The following is a 24,811-nucleotide window of genomic DNA, read 5'->3' on the forward strand; positions in this document are numbered from 1 at the left end:
GATGGCCTTGGGAGCGGCCGCAGTTGACGCTTCAAGCTCGTCACGGACGGCGACGGAGGGTACTCGGTGGGGCGCCCAGCGGAACGTATCTGCGTACGCGGGATCCCCCGCTGTTCGCACACTGCGACTCTTCAGTCACGCTACGCTCACAAGGATTCCGACGCGGACAGGCAACCACAGGCAAGCAGACGGACAACCTCATTCACTTCACGCACACTCACCACCTCGCGGGCGCGGGCGCATCCATCGGCCCGCACGACCTCACCGGTTCACGGCAGAACGGCTCAAGGCAACAAATGCCCCAGCACACCTCAGGGTCCGATCGGGCGGCGGCTCCTCCCGCCGCCCGGAGCGGAGAGCGGGAGCGGCCCCCCGCCCCCTCGTCGCTGGACGAGCTGTGGCGGTCGTACAAGGACACGGGGGACGGGCGGCTGCGCGAACAGCTGATCCTGCACTACTCGCCGCTGGTGAAGTATGTCGCGGGCCGGGTCAGCGTGGGCCTTCCGCCCAATGTCGAGCAGGCGGACTTCGTGTCCTCCGGGGTGTTCGGTCTGATCGACGCGATCGAGAAGTTCGACATCGAGCGTTCCATCAAGTTCGAGACGTACGCGATCACCCGCATCCGTGGCGCGATGATCGACGAACTGCGCGCGCTCGACTGGATCCCCCGGTCGGTGCGGCAGAAGGCACGCAACGTCGAGCGGGCCTACGCCACGCTCGAAGCGCAGTTGCGGCGTACTCCGTCGGAGGGCGAGGTCGCCCACGAGATGGGCATCGCCATCGAGGAACTGCACGCCATTTTCAGCCAGTTGTCGCTGGCGAACGTGGTGGCCCTCGAGGAGCTGCTGCACGTCGGCGGCGAGGGCGGCAACCGCCTGAGCCTGATGGACACCCTCGAGGACACCGCGGCCGACAACCCTGTGGAGGTCGCCGAGGACCGCGAGCTGCGGCGGCTGCTCGCGCGCGCGATCAACACGCTGCCGGAGCGGGAGAAGACCGTCGTCACGCTCTACTACTACGAGGGTCTGACGCTCGCCGAGATCGGCAACGTGCTCGGCGTGACGGAGAGCCGCGTGAGCCAGATCCACACGAAGTCGGTGCTCCAGCTGCGGGCGAAGCTGGCGAGTTTCGGCCGCTGAAAGCGCTGAATCGTCCCTGCCCCGGGCATGTGCCGTGCGACCAGGGCGTGCGGTTCTGCCGAGTGCATCGACTCCCGTCCGCGCGGTCACGTCCGTAGAGTGGAGGGCGTGCCAAGGATTCGAGCGGCCTCTGTGGCCGAGCACCGGTCGATGCAGCGCGGCGCCCTCCTGGACGCCGCACGGTCCCTGCTGTCCGAGGGCGGTACGGAGGCGCTGACCTTCCCCGCCCTCGCTGAACGCACGGGGCTCGCGCGGTCGTCCGTGTACGAGTACTTCCGGTCGCGTGCCGCGGTCGTGGAGGAGCTGTGCGAGGTCGACTTCCCCGTCTGGGCGGCGGAGGTGTCCGCCGCGATGGAGGGCGCCGACTCCGCCGAGGGCAAGGTCGAGGCGTACGTCAGGCGTCAGCTCGACCTGGTGGGGGACCGCCGCCACCGGGCCGTCGTCGCGATCTCCGCGGCCGAGCTGGACGCGGGTGCGCGCGAGAAGATCCGGGCCGCGCACGGCGGGCTCGTCGCCATGATCGGCGAGGCGCTGTGCGAGCTGGGGCACGACGAGCCACGGCTCGCGGCGATGCTCCTGCAGGGTGTCGTGGACGCGGCGGTGCGGCGCATCGAGCTGGGCGCCGCCGAGGACCCGTCCGCCATCACCGAAGCAGCCGTGGCCATGGCCCTGCGAGGGGTCCGGGGCTGAGGCCTCGCACGACAATGCCCGGCAGCGGGGCGTCCAGGCCCCCTGCCCCGCCCGGCAGAACGCCCGCCCACGGCGGGTACGGCCGCGGGAACGGCACATCGATCACCGGCAGCAGGCGGGCGGCCCCGCGTCGCAGCAGCCACGGCGGCATCAGCGACAGCGGGTCCAGATACGCCTCGGCCCTCAGCAGCCCCCAGTGGAGACAGCTGCCCGAGCAGTGGGCGCGGGGCGGTTCCAGCACCCCCAGCGTTCCGCCCGCCGCCACCTCGGCGCCCTTCTCGACCGTGGCCCGCACCGGCTCGTACGTCGTGCGCAGGGGCGGGTCGCCGGTGCCCGTCAGCTCCACGGCGACCACTCCCCGCCCTGCCACCCGGCCCGCGAAGGAGACCCTGCCCGCGGCCACCGCCCGGACCACCGAGCCCGGTGGCGCCGCGAGGTCCACGCCCCGGTGTCCCCGGCCGTACTCCGTCGCCGGCGGCTCCCAGCCCCGTACGACAGCGGGCCGCACCCCCACCGGCCAAGCGCGGCCGACCTTCGGCACCTTCGGCACCGGCTCCTCGGCAGCCCCGGCGGGCACCCCCGCCACGGTGATCAGGGCCACGCACAGCAGCACGAGACCCAGCAGCGGACGCGGAACAGCACTCAGGTTTCTTCGCATGTGAGACATGCCAGAACCGTCCCGCGCCGGGCCGGCCCGCGGGGATCATGGCGCGGATCTGTGGATGACCAGCCGCTTGTGGACATCGGCGTCACCCGCTGCCTCGCGGGTCCCGTACACTTCTTGTGGCGATCCGGGTCACCGGGTCGACTTCGCACGCCCCGACACCAGGCCATGAAAAGCCAGGTGCCAGCGCCTCTCGGTCCTTTGCGGCACGGCGCATCGCGGGCGTCAGGCGCGTCTGCCATCCGGCGGACGCGGCACAACCGAGAACACCAAGGAGTACGGCCATGGCCGTCGTCACGATGCGGGAGCTGCTGGAAAGCGGCGTCCACTTCGGTCACCAGACCCGTCGTTGGAACCCGAAGATGAAGCGCTTCATCTTCACGGAGCGCAACGGCATCTACATCATCGACCTGCTCCAGTCGCTGTCGTACATCGACCGCGCCTACGAGTTCGTCAAGGAGACCGTCGCCCACGGCGGCACGGTCATGTTCGTCGGCACGAAGAAGCAGGCGCAGGAGGCCATCGCCGAGCAGGCGACCCGCGTCGGCATGCCCTACGTGAACCAGCGCTGGCTGGGCGGCATGCTCACCAACTTCTCGACCGTCTACAAGCGCCTGCAGCGCCTGAAGGAGCTCGAGCAGATCGACTTCGAGGATGTGGCCGCGTCCGGCCTCACCAAGAAGGAGCTGCTCGTCCTCTCCCGCGAGAAGGCCAAGCTGGAGAAGACCCTCGGCGGTATCCGCGAGATGTCCAAGGTGCCCAGCGCCGTCTGGATCGTGGACACCAAGAAGGAGCACATCGCGGTCGGCGAGGCCCGGAAGCTCAACATCCCGGTCGTCGCCATCCTCGACACCAACTGTGACCCCGACGAGGTCGACTACAAGATCCCGGGCAACGACGACGCGATCCGCTCCGTCACCCTGCTCACCCGCGTGATCGCCGACGCCGTCGCCGAGGGCCTCATCGCCCGTTCCGGCGTCGCCACGGGCGACCAGAAGCCGGGCGAGAAGGCCGCCGGCGAGCCGCTCGCCGAGTGGGAGCGCGACCTGCTCGAGGGCGAGAAGAAGGCCGACGAGCCGAAGGCCGCCGAGGCCGAGGCCGAGGTTCAGAAGTCCGCCGAGACGGAGAAGGCCGCCGACGCCGAGCAGGCCGAGGCCCCCGCCGAGGTTGCTGCTGCCGAGGCCCCCGCCGCGGAGACCGAGCAGGCCTGACCTTCACAGGTTCGGTAGTTGACGGCGGGGGCCCACAGGCCCCCGCCGTTCACCCGTAGATCTTTCAGACCTCCGAAAGAGAATTTCAGGATCATGGCGAACTACACCGCCGCTGACGTCAAGAAGCTCCGTGAGCTCACGGGCGCCGGCATGATGGACTGCAAGAAGGCGCTCGACGAGGCCGACGGCAGCGTCGACAAGGCCGTCGAGGCCCTGCGCATCAAGGGCCAGAAGGGCGTCGCCAAGCGCGAGGGCCGCTCCGCCGAGAACGGCGCCGTGGTGTCCCTCATCGCCGACGACAACACCTCCGGCGTGATCGTCGAGCTGAAGTGCGAGACGGACTTCGTCGCCAAGGGCGAGAAGTTCCAGGCCGTCGCGAACTCGCTGGCCGCGCACATCGCCAAGACGTCGCCCGCCGACATCGCCGCGCTGCTCGCCTCCGAGATCGAGGCCGGCAAGACCGTCCAGGCGTACGTCGACGAGGCCAACGCCAACCTCGGCGAGAAGATCGTCCTGGACCGCTTCGCCCAGTTCGCGGGCACGTACGTCACCGCGTACATGCACCGCACCATGCCCGACCTGCCCCCGCAGATCGGTGTTCTGGTCGAGCTGGACAAGGCCGACGCCGACCTGGCCAAGGGCATCGCCCAGCACATCGCCGCCTTCGCGCCGAAGTACCTCTCCCGCGAGGACGTCCCGGCCGAGGTCGTCGAGTCCGAGCGCCGCGTCGCCGAGGAGACCACCCGCGCCGAGGGCAAGCCCGAGGCCGCGCTGCCCAAGATCGTCGAGGGTCGCGTCAACGGCTTCTTCAAGGAGGCCACCCTCCTCGGTCAGCCGTACGCGCTCGACAACAAGAAGTCCGTCCAGAAGGTCCTGGACGAGGCCGGTGTCACCCTGAAGCGCTTCTCGCGCATCAAGGTCGGCATCTGAGTCCGTACCGCGATCGACGGTAGACCCCGCTAGGGTCGACAGCGGTCGCCCGCGTACCCACGCGTACGCGACGTACGACCGCAGGATCTGACGAGGAGGCCATTGCCGAGCATGGGATGCGAACGACACCCCACCGGCAGTGGCCTTCTTCGTATGTGCGCCGAGCAAAAAGAAGCGAGAACTCCATGACCACCAAGGCCGACACAAACAGCGGCGACGATAAAGTCCCCGGTCGTTTCCTGCTGAAGCTCTCCGGTGAGGCATTCGCCGGCGGGGGCGGCCTTGGCGTCGACCCCGATGTGGTGCACGCGATCGCCAAGGAGATCGCCGCGGTCGTCCGGGACGGAGCCCAGATCGCGGCCGTCATCGGCGGCGGCAACTTCTTCCGTGGCGCGGAGCTCCAGCAGCGCGGCATGGACCGTGCCCGCTCGGACTACATGGGCATGCTCGGCACGGTCATGAACTGCCTCGCCCTCCAGGACTTCCTGGAGAAGGAAGGCATCGACTGCCGCGTGCAGACCGCCATCACGATGGGCCAGGTCGCGGAGCCCTACATCCCGCTGCGCGCCGTACGGCACCTGGAGAAGGGCCGTGTGGTCATCTTCGGCGCCGGCATGGGCATGCCGTACTTCTCCACCGACACCACCGCGGCCCAGCGCGCCCTGGAGATCGACGCCGAGGCCCTGCTCATGGGTAAGAACGGCGTCGACGGGGTCTACGACTCCGACCCCAAGACCAACCCGGACGCGGTGAAGTACGACGCGCTCGGCTACGGCGAGGTCATCACCCGCGACCTGAAGGTCGCCGACATGACCGCGATCACGCTGTGCCGCGACAACAAGCTGCCCATCCTGGTCTTCGAGTTGCTCTCCTCCGGCAATATCGCGCGTGCCGTCAAGGGTGAGAAGATCGGCACACTCGTGGGCGACGAGGGCACCCGCGCCTGATCCGGGGCGCCCCCCGAGCCCACCGAGGGCCACGAGGGATGGACAAAGCCCTGCCGGTCGGACACGGTGCAGGGAAAGAGACGCGACGCAGCCGACACCCCATGGACTCCCCCTACTTCACCGTGTGGGGGCGCCCCCAGCCCACTCACAACACGCAGGAGCAAGTGGTGATCGAAGAGACCCTCCTCGAGGCCGAGGAGAAGATGGAGAAGGCCGTCGTGGTCGCCAAGGAGGACTTCGCCGCGATTCGCACAGGCCGTGCGCACCCGGCGATGTTCAACAAGATCGTGGCCGACTACTACGGCGCCCTTACGCCGATCAATCAGCTGGCCTCGTTCTCGGTGCCCGAGCCGCGGATGGCCGTGGTGACCCCGTTCGACAAGAGCGCGCTGCGCAACATCGAGCAGGCGATCCGCGACTCCGACCTCGGCGTCAACCCCGGCAATGACGGAAACATCATCCGGGTGACGTTCCCCGAGCTGACGCAGGACCGCCGCAAGGAGTACATCAAGGTCGCCAAGACCAAGGCCGAGGACTCCAAGATCTCGATCCGCTCCATCCGCCGCAAGGCCAAGGAAGCGATCGACAAGGCGATCAAGGACGGCGACATCGGCGAGGACGAGGGCCGGCGCGCGGAGAAGGAGCTCGACGACACCACCGCGAAGTACGTCGCTCAGGTGGACGAGCTGCTCAAGCACAAGGAAGCCGAGCTGCTCGAGGTCTGAGGGCTCGTGGTCTGAGGACTGAGGAATCCGATCCGTGAACGACTCTTCCTGGGGGGCGCCTCCCAGAGCCGGGTACTGGGGGCCGCCCGACCAGGGCCCTGCTCAAGGGGCTGCCCCGGCAGGTCCCGCGTACGATGCGCATGACGCCCTGTATCCAGCAGAGACGCAGCCCATGCCCATCGTGCCTGACATGCCTGAAGTACCCCGGGAGCCCATGCCCAGCGCATCACAGCCCGCCCCCGAGGCGCCGCGAGCGCCTCAAGCGCCCAAGGCGCCTCAAGCGCCGCAGAAGAAGAGCGCGGGCCGTGATCTCGGGGCGGCCATAGGAGTCGGCGTGGGGCTCGGCGCGGTGATCGTCGCGTCGCTCTTCATCGTGAAGGCCGTCTTCATCGGCGTCATAGCGGTCGCCGTCGTGGTCGGTCTCTGGGAACTCACCTCGCGGCTCCAGGAGCGCAAGGAGATCAAGGCGCCGCTGGTCCCGCTGGCGGTGGGCGGCGCCGCGATGGTCGTCGCCGGGTACGTCCGCGGGCCCGAGGGCGCCTGGGTCGCCATGGCGCTCACCGCGCTCGCGGTGCTCGTCTGGCGGATGACCGAGCCGCCCGAGGGCTATCTGAAGGACGTCACGGCGGGCGTCTTCGCGGCGTTCTACGTCCCGTTCCTCGCGACGTTCGTGGCGATGATGCTCACCGCCGACGACGGCGCGATGCGGGTGCTCACGTTCCTGCTCCTGACCGTGGTCAGCGACACCGGGGCGTACGCGATCGGCTGGCGCTTCGGCAAGCACAAGCTCGCCCCGCGCATCAGCCCCGGCAAGACCCGCGAGGGCCTGGTCGGAGCGGTGACGTTCGCGATGGCGGGGGGCGCGCTGTGCATGGAGTTCCTGATCGACGGCGGCACGTGGTGGCAGGGCCTGCTCATCGGCCTCGCGGTCGCCGCGAGCGCGACGCTCGGGGACCTCGGCGAGTCGATGATCAAGCGTGACCTCGGCATCAAGGACATGGGCACGCTGCTGCCGGGCCACGGCGGCATCATGGACCGCCTCGACTCCCTGCTGCCGACGGCACCGGTGGTCTGGCTGCTCCTCGTGATCTTCGTAGGATCCGGCTGACCTGCGTCTTCGCACACCAGGGGCTCGTCGTCCACAGGGCGGCGGGCCCCTTGCCGTATGTCTGCGACACTGGGTGGACCATGCCTGTACCCGGAGAACTCACCTTTGTCGCGCCCCGTGGAGCCAAGAAGCCGCCGCGGCATCTCGCTGACCTCACGCCCGCCGAGCGCAAGGAAGCCGTTGCCGCTGTCGGCGAGAAACCGTTTCGCGCCAAGCAGCTCTCGCAGCACTACTTCGCGCGGTACGCGCACGACCCGGAGCAGTGGACCGACATTCCCGCCGGTTCGCGCACGAAGCTCCAAGAGGCGCTGCTTCCCGAGCTGATGTCCGTGGTGCGGCACATCAGCTGCGACGACGACACCACCCGCAAGACGCTGTGGCGGCTGTTCGACGGCACGCTCGTCGAGTCCGTGCTCATGCGCTACCCGGACCGCGTGACGATGTGCATCTCGTCGCAGGCCGGGTGCGGGATGAACTGTCCGTTCTGCGCCACGGGGCAGGCCGGGCTCGACCGGAACCTGTCCACCGCCGAGATCGTGCATCAGATCGTCGACGGGATGCGTGCGCTGCGGGACGGGGAGATCCCGGGTGGGCCCGCGCGGCTCTCCAACATCGTTTTTATGGGCATGGGTGAGCCTCTCGCCAACTACAACCGCGTCACCGGGGCCATTCGCAGGCTCACCGACCCCGAGCCGGACGGCGTCGGCCTTTCGCAGCGTGGCATCACCGTGTCGACCGTGGGGCTCGTGCCCGCCATCCACCGGTTCGCCGACGAGGGCTTCAAGTGCCGGCTCGCCATCTCGCTGCACGCGCCCGACGACGAGCTCCGCGACACCCTCGTACCCGTCAACACGCGGTGGAACGTGCGCGAGGTGCTCGAGGCGGGCTGGGAGTACGCCGCCAAGTCCGGGCGCCGCCTCTCCATCGAGTACGCGCTGATCCGGGACATCAACGACCACGCCTGGCGCGGTGACCGGCTCGGGCGGCTGCTCAAGAACAAGCCCGTCCACGTGAACCTGATCCCGCTGAACCCGACGCCGGGCTCGAAGTGGACGGCATCGCGGCCGGAGGACGAGAAGGCCTTCGTGAACGCCATCGCCGCTCATGGGGTACCTGTCACGGTTCGTGACACCCGTGGCCAGGAGATCGACGGGGCGTGCGGTCAGCTCGCCGCTTCCGAGCGTTAGTCTGGCCGGAACACAACTGAACGCAACTTCATAGCCGGAACACATCTTCATATTCCGACAGGGGAGCGCCACAGCGCTGAGAGTGCGGCAGCCAAGGACAGGTTGGCCGCAGACCCTCTGAACCTTGCCCGGGTCATTCCGGGTAGGAAGTTCGGACACCACTCAAGCTGTTGCGCCCTGCCCGCGGACCCTCCGGTCCGCGGGCAGGGCCGCGTCTCTTCCTGGTCACTCCAGGAGGAATGAACTCAGTGAGCACCACCAAGAAGGTCACGGTCACCGCGGTCGCGGCGGCCATCGGACTTGTCGCGCTCTCCGCGTGCGGCTCGTCCGACAGCGGCGACAAGGCCGCCGACTCCAAGCGCGTCACGCTGGTCAGCCATGACTCCTTCAGTGTCTCCAAGGACGTGCTGAAGGCGTTCGAGAAGAGCTCCGGCTACAAGGTCGACGTCCTCAAGGACGGGGACGCGGGCGCCGCCGTGAACAAGGCGATCCTGACGAAGGACAACCCGCAGGGAGACGTCTTCTTCGGCGTCGACAACACCCTGCTCTCACGCGCGCTCGACAACGGCCTCTTCCAGTCGTACGAGGCCAAGGGCTCGGAGAAGGTCGAGTCGGAGTTCCGGGTCGACGGGGACAAGCACCGGGTCACGCCCGTCGACAGCGGCGACATCTGCGTCAACTACGACAAGAAGTACTTCGCCGACAAGAAGCTGGCGCCGCCGAAGTCCCTCGGGGATCTGACCAAGCCCGCCTACAAGAATCTGCTGGTGACGGAGAACGCCGCCACCTCTTCTCCCGGTCTCGGTTTCCTGCTCGGCTCGGCCGCCGAGTACGGGGACGGGGGCTGGCAGGGCTACTGGAAGAAGCTCAAGGCCAACGGCGTCAAGGTCGTCGACGGCTGGGAGCAGGCCTACGACGAGGAGTTCTCCGGGTCCGCCGGCGGCAAGAAGGCCAAGGGCGACCGGCCGCTCGTCGTCTCGTACGCCTCCTCGCCGCCCGTCGAGGTGCTCTACGCCAAGCCGCAGCCCAAGGAGGCGCCGACCGGCGTCGCGAAGGGCACCTGCTTCCGGCAGGTCGAGTACGCGGGTCTGCTCGCCAACGCCAAGAACGAGAAGGGCGGCAAGGCGCTCCTCGACTTCCTGATCGGCGAGAAGTTCCAGGGCGACATGCCGCTGAACATGTTCGTGAACCCGGTGCGGGAGAACGTCGAGCTGCCCGAGCTGTTCGTCAAGCACGGGGTGAAGATCGACGACCCGCAGACCATGGATCCGAAGAAGATCGCCGACAACCGTGAGCAGTGGGTCAAGTCGTGGACCTCGCTCGTACTGAAGTAAAGAAGTCACGCCAGTCCCGTACGGGGCTGGCGCGAGGGAGTGCGGCGCGGCTCGGCCTGATGGCCGTGCCCGTCGCCTTCTTCGCGGTCTTCTTCGCCTATCCGGTCGCCGCGATCGTCGCGCGCGGCCTGAAGGTGGGCGGGCAGTGGCAGTTCGGGCGGATCGCCGACGTCATCGGGCAGTCCGACGTGCGGCACGTGCTGTGGTTCACCACCTGGCAGGCGCTCGCCTCGACCGCGCTCACGCTGCTGATCGCGCTCCCCGGCGCGTATGTGTTCGCGCGCTTCGAGTTCAGGGGCAAGCAGGTGCTGCGGGCGGCCGTCACGGTGCCGTTCGTGCTGCCGACGGTCGTCGTCGGGACGGCGTTCCTCGCGCTGCTCGGCAGGGGCGGGCTGCTCGACGAGATGTGGGGCGTACGGCTCGACACGACCGTGTGGGCCATTCTGCTCGCGCACGTCTTCTTCAACTACGCCGTCGTCGTACGGACGGTCGGCGGGCTCTGGTCGCAGCTCGACCCGCGTCAGGAGGAGGCCGCGCGGATGCTCGGCGCCTCGCGGTGGACCGCCTGGCGGACGGTGACGCTGCCCGCGCTCGGGCCCGCGGTCGCCGCGGCCTCTCTCATGGTCTTTCTGTTCACGTTCACCTCCTTCGGCGTCGTACAGATCCTCGGCGGGCCCGCGTACTCGACGCTCGAGGTCGAGATCTACCGACAGACCGCCCAGCTGCTCGACCTGTCGACGGCCGCCGTCCTGACGATCGTGCAGTTCGCGGCCGTCGGCCTGATCCTCGCCGTGCATGCGTGGACCGTGCGCCGGCGCGAGAGCGCGCTGCGGTTGGTCGACGCCGCCGCCGTGGCCAGGCGGCCGCGCGGCGCGGGGCAGTGGGCCCTGCTCGGCGGGGTCGTGCTGACGGTCGCCGCACTGATCCTGCTGCCGCTCGGCGTGCTGATCGAGCGGTCGCTGAGCGGTCCTGGCGGTTATGGCTTCGCGTACTTCAGGGAGCTGACGTCCGCGGAGGGCGGGGCGTTCCTCGTCCCGCCGATCGACGCCGTCTGGAACTCGCTCCAGTACGCGCTCGCCGCCACCGCCATCGCCCTGGTGATCGGCGGGCTCGCGGCGGCGGCCCTCACCCGCAAGGCCGGGCGCCTGGTGCGCGGCTTCGACGCGCTGTTGATGCTGCCGCTCGGGGTGTCCGCGGTGACGGTCGGCTTCGGTTTCCTGATCACGCTGGACGAACCGCCGCTCGACCTGCGGTCGACGTGGATCCTGGTGCCGCTCGCGCAGGCCCTCGTGGGCGTGCCCTTCGTCGTACGCACCATGCTTCCCGTTCTGCGCGCGGTGGACGGACGACTGCGTGAGGCGGCCGCCGTGCTCGGGGCGTCGCCGCTGCGGGCCTGGCGTGAGGTCGATCTGCCGATGGTGCGGCGGGCGCTGTTGATCGCCGCCGGGTTCGCCTTCGCGGTGTCGCTCGGGGAGTTCGGCGCGACCGTCTTCATCGCGCGGCCGGACAACCCGACGCTTCCGGTCGCCGTGGCGCGGCTTCTGGGGCGGGCCGGGGAGCTCAACTACGGGCAGGCGATGGCACTTTCGACGATCTTGATGGTGGTGTGCGCGGTGTCGCTGCTGCTGCTCGAACGGCTCCGTACCGACCGGACGACTGGGGAGTTCTGATGGGTGTGAGTGCTGGTGCTTTGAGTGGGGGTGCGGGTGCGGGGTTGTTGACGTTGGTGGATGCGACCGTGCGGTTCGGAGGGCGGGCCGTGCTCGACCGCGTCGGTCTCGCGGTCGACGAGCACGAGATCGTCTGCGTGCTCGGGCCGAGCGGCAGCGGCAAGTCGACGCTGCTGCGCGCGGTCGCCGGGCTGCAGGAGCTCGACGGCGGGCAGGTCCTGCTGGACGGCCGTGACCAGCGAGGCGTGCCCGCGCACAAGCGTGGGGTCGGCCTGATGTTCCAGGACCACCAGCTGTTCCCGCAGCGCGACGTGGCCGGCAACGTCGCCTTCGGGCTGCGGATGCACGGGGCTTCGCGGGGCGAACAGGCCGACCGGGTCGCCGAGTTGCTCGAACTCGTCGGGCTGCCGGGGGCCCAGCGGCGGGCCGTCGCCTCGCTCTCGGGCGGCGAGCAGCAGCGGGTCGCTCTCGCGCGAGCGCTTGCGCCGAGGCCGCGGCTGCTGATGCTCGATGAGCCGCTCGGGCAGCTCGACCGTTCGCTGCGGGAGCGCCTTGTCGTCGAACTCCGTGAGCTTTTCGACGAGTTGGGTACGACGGTCCTTGCGGTCACGCATGACCAGGGCGAGGCGTTCGCGCTTGCGGACCGGGTCGTGGTGATGCGGGATGGGCGGATCGCCCAGTCCGGCACGCCGCTCGAGGTCTGGCGGCAGCCGGCGGACGAGTTCGTGGCGCGGTTCTTGGGCTTCGATAACGTCGTCGACGCGACGGTGGTGGGTGAGGTGGCCGATACCGCCTGGGGCAAGGTGCCGGTTCCGGTGCCGGCTCCCGTGCCGGGGGACGCTGGCGGGGAAGGTGGGCGGTGCCGGTTGTTGGTGCGGCCGGCCGGGGTGCGGTTGGTGCCCGTCGATGAGGGGCTGCCGTGTGTGGTGACGGCGCGTACGTTCCGGGGTACGCATGTCGCCGTCCATCTGGAGCCTCGGACGGGGCCGCGGCTTGAGGCGGCCTGTGCGTTGCGGGATGCGCCTGGGGTGGGGGAGTCGGTGGGGGTTGTGTTTGACGTGGGGGATGTTGTGGTTTTGGGCTGAGGGGAGGGGGGCCCGCCATGGGGGTGGGCGTTAATGAGGTGTGCGGTGCGCGGGGGTCTGCCAGGGTCTGGCGCATGACGACGTTGGAGTACGACCGCCATTGCGCCGAAATCACCGTACAGCTCGGCCTGTTGAGGGAGACGTTGGCCGGGGCGGATCTGTCGGCCACCGTGCCGACCTGTCCCGAGTGGACGCTGGGGTACCTCGCCCGGCATGTGGGTGGCGCCGTGCGGTGGGCCGCGCGGCTGGTGGCGACCCGTGCCACGGAGGACATTCCGGAGGAGGACGTTCCCGGGATCCGCGGGCCGGAGGGGGACGATCCCGCCGCTCTCGACGCGTGGCTCGCGGAGACCGCCGAGCTTGTCGCGGCTGCGTGGGGCGGTGTGGACGCCGACACCCCGGTGTGGTCCTGGTCCGATCAGCACCATGCCGGGTTCTGGGCGCGTCGCATGACGCATGAGGTGGCTGTGCACCGGGCCGATGCGGCCATTGCGGCGGGGGTGCCGTATGTGGTTGCGGCGGATGTTGCCGCCGATGCGATTGACGAGTGGCTGGAGATTGTGCAGTTCGTGCAGCGGAGTGAGGTGGGGGATTCGGCTGGGGAGTTGTGTGCTGCGGTGGTCGGGGACGGGCGCAGCATTCATCTACACGCTACTGATGCGGTGCCGTCGTTGGAGGCTGAGTGGCTTATCGAGTTCGGGGCGGAGGGGTTTGCTTGGCGGCGGGGGCATGAGAAGGCGTCGGTTGCTGTGCGGGGGCCGTTGACTGAGGTGTTGCTTGCGTTTTATCGGCGGCGGGGGTTGGACGGTGGGGGTGTGGAGGTTTTGGGGGAGCGGGGGTTGATGGAATTCTGGTTGGAGCGGGCGTCGTTTGGGTGATTTTTCCCCAACCCCGCCCCTTCCCGAAAACCCGCTCGGCGCGGGGGCCTTGGGGGTGGGGTGGGGCGGGTTCGCGGGCGGGGGCGTTGGTGGGCGTCGTCACCGGCTTCGCCGAGTTCGTCCTCAAGCGCCGGACGGGCTGGATGGGTTCTCGGGCGGGTGGGCGTTGCGGGCGGGAGCCTTGGTGGGCGCCATCACCGGCTTCGCCGAGTTCGTCCTCAAACGCCGGACGGGCTGGATGGGTTCTCGGGCGGGTGGGCGTTTGCGCGCGGGGGTCATGGTGGCCGTCGTCACCGGCTTCGCCGAGTTCGTCCTCAAACGCCGGACGGGCTTGATCAGCCGTCGGTGCGTCGGATGGGCTGGGTGGGCCGTCGGTGCGGCGGGTGGGGCGTTGGTGCGGTCATCGGGTGGGTGGGTGTTAAACGCTTAGTCAGTTGTCGTTAGGGATGTCAGTGCTGAGGGGGCCTCCTCCACCCTGTCCACCAGAGCGATCCTTTGTTCCATCGTGCGGCCCCGTGCCAGTGCCTGTAGCAGCGGCCACGCCGGGAGGTCCCTTGTCCAGTGCGTGTGGTTTACCAGGACCATGGGAGTTGGTTCGCCGCGGGATTCGTAGTAGTTCGGCGTTGCCGCGTCGAAGATCTCCTGCAGCGTGCCCGCCGCCCCCGGCAGGAAGATCACGCCCGCGTTCGAGCGGGCCAGCAGGCCGTCCTCGCGGGTGGCGTTCGCGAAGTACTTGGCCAGGTGCGTGGCGAAGGCGTTCGGCGGCTCGTGGCCGTAGAACCACGTCGGGATGCCCACCGACGCGCCACCGGACGGCCACCTCTCACGCACGTCGAAGGCCGCCCTCGCCCACTCGGTGACCGAGGGGGTGAAGGACGGGGCCTTCGCGAGGAGTTCGAGCGCCTCGTCCAGCATCTCGTCGCGGAAGACGGACGCGTACGCGCCCAGGTTCGCCGCCTCCATCGCGCCAGGTCCGCCACCCGTGGCGACCGTGAACCCGGCTCGGGCCAGCGAGCGGCCGAGCCGGGCGGCTCCCTCGTACTCCTTCGTTCCACGGGCCATCGCGTGACCGCCCATCACGCCCACCACCCGCGCGCTGACCAGCAGTTCGTCCAGGGCGTCCGAGATCGAGTCGTCGTGGATCGCCCGGAGCATCGAGGAGAAGACGTCGCCGTCCGCCTTGGTCTCCTGGAACCACGCGTACGCGCCGGCGTCGGGAGTCGCCTCGTACCCGCCCTCGGACAGTCCGGAGAAGAGTTCGTCCGGCGTGTAGAGAAGACCGCGGTACGGGTCGAACGGCAGGCCGGGGACGGGCGGGAACACCAGCGCCCCCGCGGTCCGCATCGCGTCCACCGCGCTCTGCTCCATCGCGCACCCGAGGAACACCGCGCCCGTGGCGTCGCAGGCCCGCAGCACGGACGTACGCGCCATGAGGTCTATGGCCTGGACGCGGCATCCGGCGAGCGAGCCGCCCGCGGCGATCTCGTCGAACTCCGCGAGCGACTCGATCTCGCGGTCGCCGCCGGGGAGTCGGGGTGACGGCCCATGGGCGAAGGAGGGGGTGGCAGTGGGCACGGAGGTGGATTCCGGAGTTGGCTGCATTCGGCCATGCTAGGGATGCTCCTTGGAGGGTGGGCCCCAGCCCCGTACCTCAGCCCTGCACCTCGGACTGGTCCATCCACATGATTTCCCAGGTGTGGCCGTCCAAGTCGTCGAAGGCGCGGCCGTACATCATGCCGTAGTCCTGCGTCTTGCCCGCCGTGCCGCCCGCCGCCACCGCCTTGTCGACCAGTTCGTCGACCTTCTCGCGGCTCTCGGCGCTCAGACAGAGCAGCGTCTCGCTCGTCGTCCGCGCGTCCGCGATCTGCTTCTCGGTGAACTGCTGGTAGTGCTTCTTGCTCAGCAGCATCGCGACGATCGTGTCGCTGATCACGACACAGGCGCAGTCGTCCGTCGTGAACTGGGGGTTGATCGCGTAGCCGAGCTCCGTGAAGAACTTCTTCGAGCTGTCGACGTCGTTCACGGCGAGGTTCACGAAGATCATCTGCTGGTACATGAGTGTCTCCCGATGCTGTGAGGCGCACGCGACGGCCGAGCGAGTTCTGCGCGAGTCTGCGCGGATCTCGCCTGGTGCGTGCGTCGTTCCGTGGCTTACGGAGGGGTAGACGCACGTTCGATACGGAACTCATCGCCCCTCGCGGAACTTTTTTCCCACGGGTGGGGCGAAGGCTCCTCAGCCTGTCAGCGGCAGTGCCGCCAACTGCGCGACCACCCAGGTCAGCGGCCCGAACACGGCCGCGAGCGCGCCCGCCCGCAGCGCGGCGGTACCGCGCAGCATCGACGTCGGCGCCCCGAGCTGCAGCAGCGCCGATGTCGTCTCGGAGCGGGCGTGCTTGGCCTCGACGGCGGCCGTGGCCAGGGTGAGGACCGCGCAGCCCGCGACCAGCAGCGAGCCGAGCGCGGTCAGCGGACCGACGGCCGGCCGGTCGCCGGAGTAGAGCGTGAGCGCCGCGTACGCCGCGGACCCCACCACGCAGAGCACCCCGAGCGGTCGCCCGATCCGCCGGGCCTCCTCCTGCAGCCCACGCCCGGCCAGGAGCCGCATCGCCCCGGGCCTTGCCGTCTGCAGGATCCGCCCGCACAGATACGTCAGGCCGGGTCCCGCGAGGGCGAGGCCGACCGCGGTGAGCGCCCAGCCGGCGAGCACCCCCGCGGGGCTGCCGGTCAGACCGCCCGGCAGCGTCAGATTCGAGGTGCCGGAGGCGCGGCTCGCGTACGCCTCGACGGCGAGGCCCGCCGCGAGGAGCGCGATGCCCCACGGCAGCCCGCTCGGCGGGGCGGCGGGTGCGTCCGGGTCCGCGGGTTCCTTCCGCTCGCTCCCCGGCTTGCCGCGGCGCTCGGTCGTCCGGGGCCGCAGGGCCGCCGCGCTCGCGGCGGAGGCGGCCAGCGGCACCACGGAGAGCAGGGTGAGCGCGGCGGCGAGGGGCAACGGCTGCCCGGCGGCGAGCAGTTCGGACGCGGCGCCGTCGAACGGCAGGCCCGTCAGATCGCCGCGCAGGTGCAGGAAGAACAGGAGCGCGACCATCGAGCCGAGCGTGCAGGCCACGGCCGTGGAGATCGTGGCGAGCACGGTGAGCCTGGCGGGACCGAGCCCCACGGCGGAGAGTCCGGAGCGCGGCTTCGTCGCCGGGTCGGTGCGCGCGACGGTGGAGGCGAAGTACACGGTGGCGGCGATCGGGGCGACGCACCAGGCGAGCCGCAGCGCGGCCCCGCCGGACGCGTCCGGGTGGCCCATCGCGTACCCCAGCGTGCACAGCAGCAGGAAGCCGGTGCCGGCCGAGGCCGCGGCCACGAGCAGCCTGCGCAGCTGGACCAGGGGGTGGGCCCCGCGGGCTAGACGGAGAGCGAGCACGCGGCCCGGCCTTCCGCGTCGTCGGACTCGCCCTCGGCGGGGGCGGAAGCGCTAGCGGGGGTGGAGGCGCTAGCGGGAGTGGAGGCGCCGGCGGGGGTGGAGGTGCCAGCGGGGGTGGAGGTGCCAGCGGGGGCGGAGGTGCCCGCGTGGGCGGAGGTGCCCGCGGGGGTGGAAACGCCAGCCGGGGCGGAGGCGCCCACGGGGGTGGAAGCGCCAGCGGAGGCGGAAGCGCCAGCGGAGGCGGAGGCGCCAGCGGGGGCGCCAGCGGGGGCGGAGGTGCCCGCGTGGGCGGAGGTGCCCGCGGGGGTGGAAACGCCAGCGGAGGCGGAGGCGCCAGCGGGGGAGGAAGCGGAGGCGGGGGTGGAAGCGGAGGCGGTGTCGGCATCGGCACCGGCACCGGCACCGGCGTCATCCCCTGCCCGCCCTGCCTGCTCGCCCTGCTCTGCCTGCCCGGCCCGTCCTGCCTGCTCTGCCTGCCCGCCCCCCTCAGCCTCCCCCGCTCTCCCTGCTTGCCCCGCTTCCTCCGCTCTCCCTGCTTCCCCCGCTCTCCCTGCGTGCCCCGCTCTCCCCGCTCCCCCTGCAACCCCCGCATCCCCCACCACACCCCCACCCGCCTCCGGCAGATGCACCGTGTTCACGCGGCGTCCGTCGAGGAGTGTGATCGTGCGGTCGGCGAGGGTGGCGATCTCCGCGTCGTGCGTGGCGAGGACGACCGTGATGCCGTGCGAGCGGGCCGCGGTCGTCAGTGTGCGCAGGACGTGGGCGCGGTCGGCGCGGTGCAGGGGCGCCGTCGGCTCGTCCGCGAAGATCACGGACGGCATGGTGACCAGGGAGCGGGCGATGGCGATGCGCTGTCGCTGGGCCTGGAGCAGCGCGTGCGGCCGCTTGCGCGCGCAGTCACCGATGTCGAGGCGGTCGAGCCACTCCTGGGCCGCTGCCTTGGAGGCCCGGTGCGACGAGCCGCGCAGCATCAGCGGCAGCGCGACGTTCTCGCGGGCGGTGAGCTCGGGGACGAGGTGCGGCTCCGGGTCGATCCAGCCGAAGCGGTCGCGGCGCAGGCGCTCGCGGATGGCCGGGCTCATCGTGTGCACCGGCGCGCTGTTGAACCAGACCTCGCCCTGCTGGGGCAGGAGCTGGCCGGAGAGACAGCGCAGAAGAGTCGTTTTGCCGCTGCCGCGCGGGCCGGTGACGGCGAGGATCTCGCCCTCGCGGACACCGAGCGATACGCCGGTGAGCGCGGGTGAGCCGTTGTGCGTGACGTGCAAGGCGCGTGCCCACAGCACGTCGTTGTCCGGCGGGGCCACCATCACGTACACCTCGGTTCAGATCAGTTTGCCTCCCCCGTACGGGGGAACGAAGGCGGGGCCGATCGGTCACTGGGCACGCTAGGGATCCAGGCCGTGCTGCCTGGAAAAGACGCGGCCCGGGGGCGTCCGTTCTCACTCGAACGGGCGCCCCCGGGGCCGGTGTTGATCACTCGATCACACTATGGGTCCCTGTGGAGCCGTAAGCAGCTCCATGGGTTTCCTGGGATCAGAGCTTCGTCCACGCCTCCGTGAGGACGTGGCGCAGGATGCCCTCGATCTCGTCGAAGGTCTCCTGGGTGGAGATCAGCGGCGGGGCGAGCTGGACGACCGGGTCGCCACGGTCGTCGGCGCGGCAGTACAGGCCGTTCTCGTACAGCGCCTTGGAGAGGAAGCCGTACAGGACGCGCTCGGTCTCCTCGTCGTTGAACGTCTCCTTGGTGGCCTTGTCCTTCACGAGCTCGATGCCGTAGAAGAAGCCGTTGCCGCGGACGTCGCCGACGATCGGCAGGTCGTGCAGCTTGCGCAGGGTCTGGTAGAACGCGTCCTCGTTGTCGAGGACGTGCTGGTTGAGACCCTCCTTCTCGAAGATGTCGAGGTTGGCGATGCCGACCGCGGCGGAGACCGGGTGGCCGCCGAAGGTGTAGCCGTGCAGGAAGGTGTTGTCACCCTTGTAGAACGGCTCGGCGAGCTTGTCCGAGATGATGCAGGCGCCGATCGGGGAGTAGCCCGAGGTCATGCCCTTGGCGCAGGTGATCATGTCCGGGACGTAGCCGAACTTGTCACAGGCGAACATCGTGCCGAGGCGGCCGAAGGCGCAGATGACCTCGTCCGAGACGAGCAGCACGTCGTACTTGTCGCAGATCTCGCGCACGCGCTGGAAGTACCCGGGCGGGGGCGGGAAGCAGCCGCCCGCGTTCTGTACCGGCTCCAGGAACACCGCGGCGACCGTCTCGGGGCCCTCGAAGAGGATCTCCTGCTCGATCTGGTCGGCGGCCCAGCGGCCGAAGGCCTCGGGGTCGTCGCCGTGGATCGGGGCGCGGTAGATGTTGGTGTTCGGGACCTTGTGCGCGCCGGGGACCAGCGGCTCGAAGGGGGCCTTGAGCGCGGGCAGGCCGGTGATGGACAGGGCGCCCTGCGGGGTGCCGTGGTAGGCGACCGCGCGCGAGATGACCTTGTACTTCGTGTGGTTGCCGGTGAGCTTGTGGTACTGCTTCGCCAGCTTCCACGCGGTCTCGACGGCCTCGCCGCCACCGGTGGTGAAGAAGACCTTGTTGAGGTCGCCGGGCGCGTGGTTGGCCAAACGTTCCGCCAGCTCGACGGCCTTCGGGTGGGCGTAGCTCCACACCGGGAAGAAGGCCAGCTCCTGCGCCTGCTTGTAGGCGGTTTCGGCGAGCTCGTGGCGGCCGTGGCCCGCGTTGACGACGAAGAGGCCGGACAGACCGTCCAGGTACTTCTTGCCCTTGTCGTCGTAGATGTAGGTGCCCTCGCCACGCACGATGGTGGGCACGGGTGCGTTCTCGTAGTCCGACATGCGGGTGAAGTGCATCCACAAGTGGTCGTACGCGGTTTGGCTGAGGTCCTTGCTCACGGCTATCGGGTTCCCCACATATAGGTCTGCTTCTTGAGCTTCAGATAGACGAAGCTCTCGGTGGAGCGCACGCCGGGGAGGGCGCGGATGCGCTTGTTGATCACTTCGAGAAGGTGGTCGTCGTCCTCGCAGACGACCTCCACCATCAGGTCGAAGGAGCCCGCGGTCATCACCACGTACTCACACTCGGCCATGGCCGTCAGCGCCTCCGCGACGGGATCCAGGTCGCCCTCGACGTTGATGCCGACCATCGCCTGGCGCCGGAATCCCACGGTGAGCGGGTCCGTGACGGCGACGATCTGCATCACGCCCTGGTCGAGCAGCTTCTGGACGCGTTGCCGCACGGCCGCTTCGGACAGGCCCACGGCCTTGCCGATGGCGGCGTACGGACGGCGTCCGTCCTCCTGAAGCTGTTCGATGATCGCCAGGGAGACGGCGTCGATGGGAGAAGAGCCGTTCCCGTGTCGGGAACTACTGGAATCTGCGCTGCGACTGGCCACGACCCCATGGTGCACAGGAGTCGACAGTTCCGCAAGGTCAGATCGATGAAATTCGTTGTCTGAAGCTTCAATCGTCACGGATTTCGCAGTTCTGGGACCCCGGGTATGTTGAAAGCGTCGGTGTACCGACTAGGGTGGGTGTCTCATCCACTGGACATCTGACTGGAGGGCCGGAAGTGACCACCGAGCTGCGCCGTCTGCGTAACTACATCGACGGAGAATTCCGGGACGCCGCCGACGGCCGGACCACCGAGGTGGTCAACCCCGCCAACGGCGAGCCCTACGCCACCGCGCCCCTGTCGGGGCAGGCCGACGTCGACGCCGCGATGGAGGCGGCCGCCGCCGCGTTCCCCGCCTGGCGTGACCTGACGCCCGCCGAGCGCCAGAAGGCCCTGCTGAAGATCGCCGACGCCTTCGAGGAGCGCGCCGAGGAGCTCATCGCGGCCGAGGTCGAGAACACGGGCAAGCCGACGGGCCTCACGCGGTCCGAGGAAATCCCGCCCATGGTCGACCAGATCCGCTTCTTCGCGGGCGCGGCCCGGATGCTCGAGGGCCGCGCGGCCGGCGAGTACATGGAGGGTCTGACCTCCATCATCCGCCGCGAGCCGATCGGCGTCTGCGCGCAGGTCGCGCCCTGGAACTACCCGATGATGATGGGCGTATGGAAGTTCGCCCCGGCGCTCGCCGCGGGCAACACCGTCGTCCTCAAGCCCTCGGACACGACCCCCGCGTCGACCGTCCTGATGGCCGAGATCATCGGCTCCATCGTCCCCAAGGGCGTCTTCAACGTCGTCTGCGGCGACCGTGACACCGGTCGCGCGATGGTCGAGCACCACACCCCGGCGATGGCCTCCATCACCGGCTCCGTGCGCGCCGGCATGCAGGTCGCCGAGTCCGCCTCCAAGGACCTCAAGCGCGTCCACCTGGAGCTGGGCGGCAAGGCGCCGGTCGTCGTCTTCGAGGACGCCGACCTCGCCAAGGCCGTCGAGGACATCTCCGTGGCGGGCTTCTTCAACGCGGGCCAGGACTGTACGGCCGCCACGCGCGTGCTCGTCCACGAGTCCATCCACGACGAGTTCGTGACCGCGCTCGCCAAGGCAGCGGCCGACACGAAGACCGGCCAGCCGGACGACGAGGACGTGCTCTTCGGCCCGCTCAACAACGCCAACCAGCTGAAGCAGGTCTCCGGCTTCATCGACCGCCTTCCGGCGCACGCCAAGGTCGAGGCGGGCGGTCAGCGGGTCGGCGAGAAGGGCTTCTTCTACGCCCCGACCGTCGTCTCGGGCCTGAAGCAGGACGACGAGATCATCCAGAACGAGGTCTTCGGCCCGGTCATCACCGTCCAGTCCTTCACGGACGAGGAGCAGGCCGTCTCGTACGCGAACGGCGTGGACTACGCCCTGGCCTCCTCGGTCTGGACGCAGAACCACGCGCGCGCCATGCGCATGTCCAAGGTCCTCGACTTCGGCTGCGTCTGGATCAACACGCACATCCCGCTGGTCGCGGAGATGCCGCACGGCGGCTTCAAGAAGTCCGGCTACGGCAAGGACCTCTCGGCGTACGGCTTCGACGACTACACGCGCATCAAGCACGTGATGACGTCGATCGAGGGCTGAGCCCGCACGACCCCGGGCCGCTCGGGCCTCCAGTAATTGAATGGCCCGGCCCAACCGCCCCCGCGTACCGTTGCGTACGCGGGGGCGGCTCCGTGGTGTGCTTCCTTCTTTCTCATCTCTGCAAAAGATCCGTAGCGCACCCACTCCCCGCCCCCGCCTTTCTGTACGTACGGGGGTGGGACCTGATGATGACGACAGCCGACGACCTCGCCGGGCTGCTGCTGCGCCGCCGGCAGAGCGTGTACGTGCCCACCGGCGCCGGGCGGACCGCCGAGACCGCCGCCGCCGTGGTCGTCCTCGAGGCCGAACTGGCCGACCGCGGGCACCTGTTGACCGCGCCGCTGCGCCGCGCGCTGACCGAGCTCTCCGTCACCGACCTCGCCGCGACCGGCATGAAGCTGCTCGCCGACGTGGACGCGCTGATGGGCTCCGACCGGCACCACGCCCCGCTGTTTCGGCGCTTCCCCGACGAGATCCCGTACCAGCCCGCGTACGACCGCTACACCTCCCTCGTCGTCGAACACCTCGCCGCCCAGCCGCACCAGCCCTGCATGAATTGCGCGGGCACCAAGGCGCGCGTCCGTGCGCTCAAGCCGTGCGCGCATCTGCTGTGCGACGACTGCCACCGCAAGGAGCTGGACACGGGCTGCTGCGACGACTGCTGCATCTGGTACGCCTGCCCCATCTGCGAGAACCGCTACGAGACGGACGGGCCCACCAACCCCTGGCTCGACACCGGGGCCGGCCGGGGCGGTGACGGCGGCGAGATCCTGCGCGCGCTGTGCCTCGCGGCGCCGGGTGATGCCGCCGCCGAGCTCGCCGCCCTGCTCGCCCGCCGTACGCCCCTGAACCCGCAGGACCACGACGACCTGGCGCTGCTCCTCGGGAACGCGGATGCCGCCGGCGCCACCGACTGGCTCCCGGCCGAGATCCCGCTGCGCGAGAGCAAGGCGCTCGCCCTCGCGCCGCTGCTCGACGTGCCGGACACGCGCCCGCTGGTCATGCGGCACGCCGACACCGCCACCGATGTGCTGCGGATCCTCGTCGTACGGTCCGGGGGCGACCCCGACCTCCTCGCACTGCCGCGCCTGCGCGGGCTGCCGCGTCCCGTACGCCGTGAACTCCTCGCCCTGCTCGACGGGTTCGGCCTGCGGCGGCTCTCCGAGGACATGGCCCGTAACCCGCGCGCGTGGAAGCGGGTCGGCGAGATCCTGCACCCCTTCGAGCAGGCCCACCGGCACGCGCGCGTGGCGCTCGCCTTCGCCGTCCTGCGCGGGACCCGCGTCGGCGACAACGCGCTCTCCGAAGTGCTGCTCGCCGAAGCCGCACGCCACGAGGACGTCCGCATCGAGGGCGACCGGCTGCGGATCTCCACCTGGCAGGGGCGGGTCGAGGAGGCCATCGGCCGCTGGGACACGGCGACCGCGGCCGGGCTGCTGCGTGAGCGGCCCGGTGAACTCCTACGCCGACTGGACCTGTTGCTGGCACGGTCGGGTTCGACGACCCTGCCGGAGGCCGTGGGCGACGCGCTCGCGGACGCCCTGCCCCGCTCCGGTCCCGGACCGCTGCTCGGCGCGTACGGCCGCATGAAGGTCCGCGCCGAGCCGGGGCACCGTCGCGTCTTCTTCCCGCGCGGACGCGTCACCCAGGCGTACGCGGTCGACGACGACCGGCCGCCGCTGCCGTCCCTGGTGGCGGGGCGCGCCGGTGAGCTGATCGCGGCGGAGGCCGTGCGGCGGCTCGTCGCGGGCGCGGAGGGCGAGCAGTACGACGTCGCCGTCCTGGATGCCGCGCTCGACGATCTGCCGGTGCCGTTCGCCGAGCGGGCCTCCGCTGCCTCGCTGGTCGCGGTGCCGCGCGGCTCCTCGCTGCCCATGCCCGCGGACAGCGAGACCGTGCGGCTCTTCCTGCACTGGACGCAGCCCAAGGGCGTGCGCGTCGACCTCGACCTGTCCGTCGCGCTCTACGACGACCTGTGGCGCTTCGTAGGCCTGTGCGACTACACGCACCTGACGTACGCGGGTGGCGCCGCCCGGCACTCCGGCGACCTGACGTCGGCGCCCGCCCCGCACGGCGCCACCGAGTACCTGGACCTCGACCTGCCGCGACTCGCCAACGCGGGGGTGCGGTTCGTGGTGCCCGCCGTCCTCTCGTACAACAACGTGCCCTTCGACCAACTCCCGGACGCCTTCGCGGGGTTCATGGCGGTGGAGGGCAAGGGGCGTGCGGTCTACGACCCGCGCACCGTCCGGCAGCGCTTCGACCTCGCGGGTGACGCGGCGCTGCGCGTGCCGATGATCGTCGACCTGCGGTCGCGCCGCGCCTGGTGGGCGGACGTCACCCTCGCCACGGGCGAGGGCAACCACGACGTGTGGCGCTACCGCAAGCAGCTCGGCCGCATGGGCCACGACCTGCTGGACACCTTCCAGCCGCGCGGCCGGGCCACCCTGTGGGACCTCGCCTGCTGGACGGCGGCGGCCCGCACCGAAGGGCCGGTGTACGTGCGCGGCCGTGGCCACGTCCTGTGGGGCTACCGCCGCGGAGACGACGAGCCGCGCGCCGACTTCGCGCTGCGCATCCGCGACGGCTGGGAGCCGGACGAGCTGCGCGCGGAGGCGGGTCCCGAGCTGGCGGACCGCCGTGCCCTTCTGGCGCTCCTGTACGGGGAGTTGGAGGGGGCGTCGGGGGTCGCGTCCGGCACCGCGTACCGCCTCTACCCGGGGCCGGTCGACGCCGCGCCGCTGGAGCGGATCACCGCGGGGGGTCTGGCGGGGTGGCTGGCGCCGGCGTGAGGCGGGCCGGCGCCCGATCGGCAGGTGT

19 protein-coding genes, 2 pseudogenes and 1 riboswitch are annotated in these 24,811 nt (G+C 70.1%); of the genes and pseudogenes, 14 read left to right on the forward strand and 7 right to left on the reverse strand.

Annotated elements, in window-relative coordinates:
• Positions 1 to 296: 296 nt before the first annotated feature.
• Both whiG and AB0M70_RS28545 read left to right on the forward strand, forming a co-directional pair.
• A complete protein-coding gene (whiG, locus tag AB0M70_RS28540; protein ID WP_365824115.1) occupies positions 297 to 1,139 on the forward strand; it encodes an RNA polymerase sigma factor WhiG in 843 nt (280 codons plus the stop codon).
• Between the two features lie 132 nt (positions 1,140 to 1,271).
• On the forward strand, positions 1,272 to 1,829 hold the full coding sequence (locus AB0M70_RS28545; protein WP_365824285.1) for a helix-turn-helix domain-containing protein: 558 nt from the start codon (positions 1,272 to 1,274) through the stop codon (positions 1,827 to 1,829).
• 85 nt (positions 1,830 to 1,914) lie between these two features.
• On the opposite strand, the pseudogene AB0M70_RS28550 reads toward AB0M70_RS28545, so the two are convergent.
• Positions 1,915 to 2,487, reverse strand: a pseudogene (locus tag AB0M70_RS28550) (M23 family metallopeptidase); the annotation flags it as partial.
• 290 nt (positions 2,488 to 2,777) lie between these two features.
• On the opposite strand from AB0M70_RS28550, the gene rpsB reads away from it, so the two are divergent.
• From rpsB to AB0M70_RS28600, 10 genes are all read left to right on the forward strand, one after another.
• Entirely contained in the window at positions 2,778 to 3,704 is a 927-nt protein-coding gene (rpsB, locus tag AB0M70_RS28555; protein ID WP_365824117.1) for a 30S ribosomal protein S2, read from the forward strand.
• A 93-nt stretch (positions 3,705 to 3,797) separates the two neighbouring features.
• Positions 3,798 to 4,634: a translation elongation factor Ts gene (gene tsf, locus AB0M70_RS28560; RefSeq protein WP_365824119.1), complete on the forward strand. Its 837-nt coding sequence runs from the start codon at positions 3,798 to 3,800 to the stop codon at positions 4,632 to 4,634.
• A gap of 185 nt (positions 4,635 to 4,819) precedes the next feature.
• On the forward strand, positions 4,820 to 5,581 hold the full coding sequence (gene pyrH / locus AB0M70_RS28565; RefSeq protein ID WP_365824121.1) for a UMP kinase: 762 nt from the start codon (positions 4,820 to 4,822) through the stop codon (positions 5,579 to 5,581).
• A 167-nt stretch (positions 5,582 to 5,748) separates the two neighbouring features.
• Positions 5,749 to 6,306 carry a ribosome recycling factor gene (gene frr / locus AB0M70_RS28570; protein ID WP_365824123.1) on the forward strand — a complete coding sequence of 186 codons (558 nt, stop codon included), beginning with the start codon at positions 5,749 to 5,751 and terminating at the stop codon, positions 6,304 to 6,306.
• Between the two features lie 34 nt (positions 6,307 to 6,340).
• Positions 6,341 to 7,414, forward strand: a complete 1,074-nt coding sequence (locus AB0M70_RS28575; protein WP_365824125.1) for a phosphatidate cytidylyltransferase — start codon at positions 6,341 to 6,343, stop codon at positions 7,412 to 7,414.
• A gap of 80 nt (positions 7,415 to 7,494) precedes the next feature.
• A complete protein-coding gene (rlmN, locus tag AB0M70_RS28580; protein WP_363212577.1) occupies positions 7,495 to 8,601 on the forward strand; it encodes a 23S rRNA (adenine(2503)-C(2))-methyltransferase RlmN in 1,107 nt (368 codons plus the stop codon).
• A gap of 49 nt (positions 8,602 to 8,650) precedes the next feature.
• Positions 8,651 to 8,768: riboswitch (TPP riboswitch) on the forward strand.
• A gap of 72 nt (positions 8,769 to 8,840) precedes the next feature.
• Positions 8,841 to 9,935 (forward strand): thiamine ABC transporter substrate-binding protein, encoded by a 1,095-nt coding sequence (locus tag AB0M70_RS28585; protein ID WP_365824128.1) that lies wholly within the window; start codon positions 8,841 to 8,843, stop codon positions 9,933 to 9,935.
• Positions 9,911 to 11,605, forward strand: a complete 1,695-nt coding sequence (locus AB0M70_RS28590) for an iron ABC transporter permease (RefSeq protein ID WP_365824130.1) — start codon at positions 9,911 to 9,913, stop codon at positions 11,603 to 11,605. Before AB0M70_RS28585 ends, AB0M70_RS28590 begins: the two co-directional genes overlap by 25 nt.
• Positions 11,605 to 12,690, forward strand: coding sequence for an ABC transporter ATP-binding protein (locus tag AB0M70_RS28595; protein ID WP_365824133.1), 1,086 nt, complete (start codon positions 11,605 to 11,607; stop codon positions 12,688 to 12,690). The genes AB0M70_RS28590 and AB0M70_RS28595 overlap by 1 nt, the downstream gene beginning before the upstream one ends.
• Positions 12,691 to 12,764: 74 nt before the next feature.
• Positions 12,765 to 13,568, forward strand: a complete 804-nt coding sequence (locus AB0M70_RS28600) for a maleylpyruvate isomerase N-terminal domain-containing protein (protein WP_365824135.1) — start codon at positions 12,765 to 12,767, stop codon at positions 13,566 to 13,568.
• A 426-nt stretch (positions 13,569 to 13,994) separates the two neighbouring features.
• Here the strand turns inward: AB0M70_RS28600 and AB0M70_RS28605 are convergent, their stop codons facing one another.
• The 6 genes and pseudogenes from AB0M70_RS28605 to AB0M70_RS28630 form a co-directional block, all read right to left on the reverse strand.
• Positions 13,995 to 15,170 (reverse strand): LOG family protein, encoded by a 1,176-nt coding sequence (locus AB0M70_RS28605; protein ID WP_365824137.1) that lies wholly within the window; start codon positions 15,168 to 15,170, stop codon positions 13,995 to 13,997.
• A gap of 49 nt (positions 15,171 to 15,219) precedes the next feature.
• Positions 15,220 to 15,624: a VOC family protein gene (locus tag AB0M70_RS28610; protein ID WP_365824139.1), complete on the reverse strand. Its 405-nt coding sequence runs from the start codon at positions 15,622 to 15,624 to the stop codon at positions 15,220 to 15,222.
• 177 nt (positions 15,625 to 15,801) lie between these two features.
• A complete protein-coding gene (locus AB0M70_RS28615; protein ID WP_365824141.1) occupies positions 15,802 to 16,980 on the reverse strand; it encodes a hypothetical protein in 1,179 nt (392 codons plus the stop codon).
• A gap of 617 nt (positions 16,981 to 17,597) precedes the next feature.
• Positions 17,598 to 18,287: pseudogene (locus AB0M70_RS28620) on the reverse strand (ATP-binding cassette domain-containing protein); the annotation flags it as partial.
• A 226-nt stretch (positions 18,288 to 18,513) separates the two neighbouring features.
• A complete protein-coding gene (locus tag AB0M70_RS28625; protein WP_363212586.1) occupies positions 18,514 to 19,893 on the reverse strand; it encodes an aspartate aminotransferase family protein in 1,380 nt (459 codons plus the stop codon).
• A complete protein-coding gene (locus AB0M70_RS28630; RefSeq protein ID WP_363212587.1) occupies positions 19,878 to 20,390 on the reverse strand; it encodes an Lrp/AsnC family transcriptional regulator in 513 nt (170 codons plus the stop codon). Before AB0M70_RS28630 ends, AB0M70_RS28625 begins: the two co-directional genes overlap by 16 nt.
• A 161-nt stretch (positions 20,391 to 20,551) precedes the next feature.
• Here AB0M70_RS28630 and AB0M70_RS28635 point away from each other — a divergent pair, with 161 nt between their 5' ends.
• Positions 20,552 to 21,991: a gamma-aminobutyraldehyde dehydrogenase gene (locus AB0M70_RS28635; protein ID WP_365824144.1), complete on the forward strand. Its 1,440-nt coding sequence runs from the start codon at positions 20,552 to 20,554 to the stop codon at positions 21,989 to 21,991.
• A 185-nt stretch (positions 21,992 to 22,176) separates the two neighbouring features.
• Positions 22,177 to 24,783, forward strand: a complete 2,607-nt coding sequence (locus AB0M70_RS28640; protein ID WP_365824146.1) for an MXAN_6230/SCO0854 family RING domain-containing protein — start codon at positions 22,177 to 22,179, stop codon at positions 24,781 to 24,783.
• Positions 24,784 to 24,811 lie beyond the last annotated feature (28 nt).

The sequence above is a fragment of the Streptomyces sp. NPDC051214 genome (assembly GCF_040682375.1).
Classification (GTDB): domain Bacteria; phylum Actinomycetota; class Actinomycetes; order Streptomycetales; family Streptomycetaceae; genus Streptomyces.